Source organism: Streptomyces sp., assembly GCF_031181555.1.
GTDB lineage: Bacteria > Actinomycetota > Actinomycetes > Streptomycetales > Streptomycetaceae > Streptomyces > Streptomyces fimbriatus.
In genome coordinates, this window is record NZ_JAPSKQ010000084.1 from 21488 (window position 1) to 27570 (window position 6083).

2 protein-coding genes are annotated in these 6083 nt (G+C 70.8%); both read left to right on the top strand.

Annotation, left to right across the window (positions count from 1 at the left end; genetic code table 11):
* The first annotated feature begins 11 nt into the window (after window positions 1-11).
* Window positions 12-677, top strand: coding sequence for an HAD family hydrolase (locus RIM90_RS18340; RefSeq protein WP_309061792.1), 666 nt, complete (start codon window positions 12-14; stop codon window positions 675-677).
* Between the two features lie 487 nt (window positions 678-1164).
* Window positions 1165-6083 (top strand): NAD-glutamate dehydrogenase (locus tag RIM90_RS18345; protein ID WP_309061793.1); only part of this gene is annotated, 4919 nt, incomplete at its 3' end.

Genomic DNA, 6083 nt, shown 5'->3' on the forward strand with positions numbered 1-6083 from the left:
CGTTCTTGGGCATGGGGATGCAGAGGGACGCGCACATCGTCTGGGACTGGAACGGGACGCTGTTCCACGATGTCGACGCGGTCATCGGGGCGACGAACGCCGCCTTCGCCGAGCTGGGGCTGGAGCCGATCACGCTGGAGCGGTACCGGGAGCTGTACTGCGTGCCGGTGCCGAGGTTCTACGAGCGGCTGATGGGGCGGCTGCCGAGCGAGGCCGAGTGGGAGCTGATGGACGCGACCTTCCACCGGTACTACACGGAGCACCGGGTGCGGTGCGGGCTGGCCGAGGGGGTGACGGAGCTGCTGGCGGGGTGGTCGTCGGCGGGGCGCAGCCAGTCGATCCTCAGCATGCACGGCCACGAGGACCTCGTGCCGCTGGTCCGGGGCTTCGGCATCGAGTCGCACTTCATACGGGTCGACGGGCGGACCGGACCGTCCGGGGGCAGCAAGGCGGAGCACATGGTGCGCCACCTCGGCGCGCTGACCGGTGTGGACCCGGAGCGCACGGTGGTGATCGGCGACGCGGCCGACGACGCGCTGGCCGCACGGCACGTGGGGGCGCGGGCCGTCCTCTACACCGGCGGCTCCCACGGCCGGGCCAGCCTGGAGGCGGTGGGCGTACCGGTGGTGGACACCCTGGCGGAGGCCGTCGCGGAGGCGGAACGTCTCGCGGCGTGAAGGCTGCGGGGATCCCCCGGGGCCACCGGGTGCCGGTGACCGGTCGTCATCGGGTGCGCACTGTGCAGAACGTCAAACTTCGACCCCTGGTTTTGTACACATACGGCTCATGACGGGCCCCCTGCAGGGAGCGATAGCCTTGGTGGCGTGATCAGCGCGATATCTCGCGGGGACATGGACGTCTCCGCTGTGCGCCCGGAGAGCACGGACGACATCCGTGACCGGGTGGCGGTCGCTGGTCTTCACGGGCGGGACGGGACCCGGCGGGGCCCCGGGACGCGGTGCACTCCCCGGGGACAGGCGGCGCGGAGAGTAGCGTCATACCCGTCGGGCGCGTCGGAATCGGCCGAGGGGCCCCCGCTCGTCTCACCTTGCGGCACAGCGTCGGCACAGACCGGACATCCCGCGTCGTATCACCACACCACAAGGTCAGAGACCGTACTTCCTTCTACGTCACGCAACGGCGCGCGACAGGAGCCAGAGGACCATGCAGACCAAGCTGGACGAAGCCAAGGCCGAGCTGCTCGACAGGGCCGCCCGGGTAGCTGAGAACAGCCCGGCCGGGGGGAAACTACCGACCGGGACGGCGGACGAGGGCGCCCCCGACCGGGACTCCGTGCTCGCGTTCCTCCAGCGCTACTACCTGCACACCGCCCCGGAGGACCTCACCGACCGTGACCCGGTCGACGTCTTCGGAGCCGCCGTCTCGCACTACCGGCTGGCCGAGAACCGCCCGCAGGGCACGGCCAACGTCCGGGTCCACACCCCGACCGTCGAGGAGAACGGCTGGACCTGCAGCCACTCCGTCGTCGAGGTGGTCACCGACGACATGCCCTTCCTGGTCGACTCCGTCACCAACGAGCTGACCCGCCAGGGCCGCGGCATCCACGTCGTGATCCACCCGCAGGTCGTGGTCCGCCGGGACGTCACCGGCAAGCTGATCGAGGTGCTCCCCACCCCGGCGGCCGGCGGCGACCTCCCGCACGACGCGCACGTCGAGTCCTGGATCCACGTCGAGATCGACCGCGAGACCGACCGCGGCGACCTCAAGCAGATCACCGCCGACCTGCTGCGCGTCCTGTCCGACGTCCGTGAGGCCGTCGAGGACTGGGGCAAGATGCGCCAGGCGGCGATCCGGCTGGCCGAGGGGCTGTCCGACGAGCCCGTCCCCGGCGACCTGCCCCAGCAGCAGGTCGAGGAGGCCCGCGAGCTGCTGCGCTGGCTGGCCGACGACCACTTCACCTTCCTCGGCTACCGCGAGTACGAGCTGCGCGAGGACGACTCGCTCGCCGCCGTTCCCGGCACCGGCCTCGGCATCCTGCGCTCCGACCCGCACCACGCCTCCGCCGAGGGCCACCCGGTCAGCCCGTCCTTCGAGCGGCTGCCCGCCGACGCCCGCGCCAAGGCGCGCGAGCACAAGCTGCTGGTGCTGACCAAGGCGAACAGCCGGGCGACCGTGCACCGGCCGTCGTACCTGGACTACATCGGCGTCAAGAGGTTCGACGCGGACGGCAACGTCGTCGGTGAGCGGCGCTTCCTCGGACTGTTCTCGTCCGCCGCCTACACCGAGTCCGTCCGCCGGGTGCCGGTGATCCGGCGCAAGGTCGACGAGGTCCTGGAGCGCGCCGGCTTCTCGCCGCACAGCCACGACGGGCGCGACCTGCTCCAGATCCTGGAGACCTACCCGCGCGACGAGCTCTTCCAGACCCCGGCCGACGAGCTCCAGGCCATCGTCACCTCGGTCCTCTACCTCCAGGAGCGCCGCCGGCTGCGGCTCTACCTGCGCCAGGACGAGTACGGGCGCTACTACTCCGCCCTCGTCTACCTGCCGCGCGACCGCTACACCACCGGTGTCCGGCTGCGGATCATCGACATCCTCAAGGAGGAGCTCGGCGGCATCAGCGTCGACTTCACCGCCTGGAACACCGAGTCCGTCCTCTCCCGGCTGCACTTCGTGGTCCGCGTCCCGCAGGGCACCGAGCTGCCGGAGCTGTCCGACGCCGACAAGGAGCGCATCGAGGCCCGGCTCGTCGAGGCCGCCCGCTCCTGGGCCGACGGCTTCGCCGAGGCGCTGACGGCCGAGTTCGGCGAGGAGCGCGCCGCCGAGCTGCTGCGCCGCTACGCGAGCGCCTTCACCGAGGGCTACAAGGCCGACCACTCCCCGCGCAACGCGGTCGCCGACCTCGTCCGCATCGAACTGCTCAGCGACGAGCGGAACTTCGAGCTCAGCCTGTACGAGCCGGTGGGCGCGGCTCCCGAGGAACGCCGCTTCAAGATCTACCGCAGGGGCGAGGCGGTCTCCCTCTCCGCGGTGCTGCCGGTGCTCCAGCGGCTCGGCGTCGAGGTCGTCGACGAGCGGCCGTACGAGCTGCGGTGCGCCGACCGCAGCGTGGCCTGGATCTACGACTTCGGCCTGCGCATGCCCAAGGCGGCCGGCGCCGACTACCTCGGTGACGACGCACGCGAGCGGTTCCAGGACGCCTTCGCCGCGACCTGGACCGGCAAGGCGGAGAACGACGGCTTCAACGCCCTCGTGCTGAGCGCCGGACTGACCTGGCGGCAGGCCATGGTGCTGCGGGCGTACGCCAAGTACCTGCGCCAGGCGGGCTCCACCTTCAGCCAGGACTACATGGAGGACACCCTCCGCAACAACGTCCACACCACCCGGCTGCTCGTCTCCCTGTTCGAGGCCCGGATGTCGCCGGACCGCCAGCGCGCCGGGTACGAGCTGGTGGACGCCCTGCTCGAGGAGCTCGACGCCGCCCTGGAGCAGGTGGCCTCGCTCGACGAGGACCGCATCCTGCGCTCCTTCCTCACCGTCATCAAGGCGACGCTGCGCACCAACTTCTTCCAGGAGACGAGCGAGGGCACGCCGCACGACTACGTCTCCATGAAGTTCGACCCGCAGGCCATCCCCGACCTCCCGGCGCCGCGCCCGGCGTTCGAGATCTGGGTGTATTCGCCGCGCGTCGAGGGCGTGCACCTGCGCTTCGGCAAGGTCGCGCGCGGTGGCCTGCGCTGGTCGGACCGCCGGGAGGACTTCCGCACCGAGATCCTCGGCCTGGTCAAGGCGCAGATGGTGAAGAACACCGTCATCGTGCCGGTCGGCGCCAAGGGCGGCTTCGTGGCCAAGCACCTGCCCGACCCGAGCGTCGACCGCGACGCCTGGCTGGCCGAGGGCATCGCCTGCTACCGGACGTTCATCTCGGCGCTGCTCGACATCACCGACAACATGGTGGCCGGCGAGGTCGTGCCCCCGGCGGACGTCGTCCGGCACGACGAGGACGACACCTACCTCGTCGTCGCCGCCGACAAGGGCACCGCGACCTTCTCCGACATCGCCAACGAGGTCGCCCAGTCGTACAACTTCTGGCTCGGCGACGCCTTCGCCTCCGGCGGCTCCGCCGGATACGACCACAAGGGCATGGGCATCACCGCCCGCGGCGCCTGGGAGTCCGTCAAGCGGCACTTCCGGGAGCTGGGCGTGGACACCCAGACCCAGGACTTCACCGTCGTCGGCATCGGCGACATGTCCGGTGACGTGTTCGGCAACGGCATGCTGCTCAGCGAGCACATCCGGCTGGTCGCCGCCTTCGACCACCGGCACATCTTCATCGACCCGAACCCGGACGCGGCCGTCTCCTACGCCGAGCGCCGCCGCCTGTTCGAGCTGCCCCGCAGCTCCTGGGCCGACTACGACACCGAGCTGCTGTCGGCCGGCGGCGGCGTGTTCCCGCGCACCGCCAAGTCCATCCCGGTCAACTCCCAGATCCGCGAGGCCCTCGGCATCGAGCCCGGCGTCACCAAGATGACCCCGGCCGACCTGATGAAGGCGATCCTCAAGGCGCCGGTGGACCTGCTGTGGAACGGCGGCATCGGCACGTACGTCAAGGCGTCCACCGAGTCCCACGCCGACGTCGGCGACAAGGCCAACGACCACATCCGCGTCGACGGCCAGGACCTGCGCGTCGCCGTCGTCGGCGAGGGCGGCAACCTGGGCCTGACCCAGCTCGGCCGGATCGAGTTCGCGCTGCACGGCGGCCGGATCAACACCGACGCCATCGACAACAGCGCGGGCGTGGACACCTCCGACCACGAGGTGAACATCAAGATCCTGCTCAACGGCCTGGTCGCGGACGGCGACATGACGGTCAAGCAGCGCAACAGGCTGCTCGCCGAGATGACCGACGAGGTCGGCCGTCTGGTGCTGCGCAACAACTACGCGCAGAACACCGCCATCGCCAACGCGCTGGCCCAGTCCAAGGACATGCTCCACGCCCAGCAGCGCTTCCTGAAGCACCTGGTGCGCGAGGGCCACCTGGACCGCGCCCTGGAGTTCCTGCCCACCGACCGCCAGATCCGCGAACGGCTCGCCTCCGGAAAGGGCCTGACCGGGCCGGAGACGGCCGTGCTGATGGCGTACACGAAGATCACGGTCGCCGAGGAGCTGCTGCACACCTCGCTGCCCGACGACCCCTACCTGAAGGTGCTGCTGCACGCCTATTTCCCGACCGCGCTGCGCGAGCGGTTCCAGGAGCACATCGACAGCCACCCGCTGCGCCGCGAGATCACCACGACCGTCCTGGTCAACGACACGGTCAACACGGGCGGTACGACGTATCTGCACCGGCTGCGCGAGGAGACCGGCGCGTCGCTGGAGGAGATCGTCCGGGCGCAGACCGCGGCCCGCGCGATCTTCCGCTCCTCGGCGGTGTGGGACGAGGTCGAGGCCCTCGACAACAAGGTCGACGCGGAGGTCCAGACCCGGATCCGGCTGCACTCGCGCCGGCTGGTGGAGCGCGGCACGCGCTGGCTGCTCAACAACCGGCCGCAGCCGCTGGAGCTCCAGGAGACGGTGGACTTCTTCGCCGAGCGCGTCGAGCAGGTCTGGTCGCAGCTGCCGAAGCTGCTGCGCGGCGCGGACCTGGACTGGTACCAGAAGATCTACGACGAGCTGACCGGCGCCGGCGTCCCCGACGAGCCGGCCACCCGGGTCGCCGGGTTCTCCTCCGCCTTCCCGACGCTCGACATCGTGTCGGTGGCCGACCGGACGGGCAGGGAGCCGCTGGAGGTCGCCGAGGTCTACTACGACCTCGCCGACCGGCTGCGCATCACCCAGCTGATGGACCGCATCATCGAGCTGCCGCGCGCCGACCGCTGGCAGTCCATGGCCCGCGCGGCGATCCGCGAGGACCTGTACGCGGCGCACGCGGCGGTGACCGCGGACGTCCTGGCGGCGGGCGACGGCTCCGCGACCCCGCAGCAGCGCTTCCGGCTGTGGGAGCAGAAGAACGCGGCGCTGCTCGGCCGGGCCCGCACCACCCTGGAGGAGATCCACGGCTCCGACTCCTTCGACCTCGCCAACCTGTCGGTGGCGATGCGGACGATGCGGACGCTGCTGCGGAG

Excerpts from the sequence above, each read along its gene's own strand:
- RIM90_RS18340 (WP_309061792.1), top strand. The coding sequence starts at position 12 with ATGGGGATGCAGAGGGACGCGCACATCGTCTGGGACTGGAACGGGACG.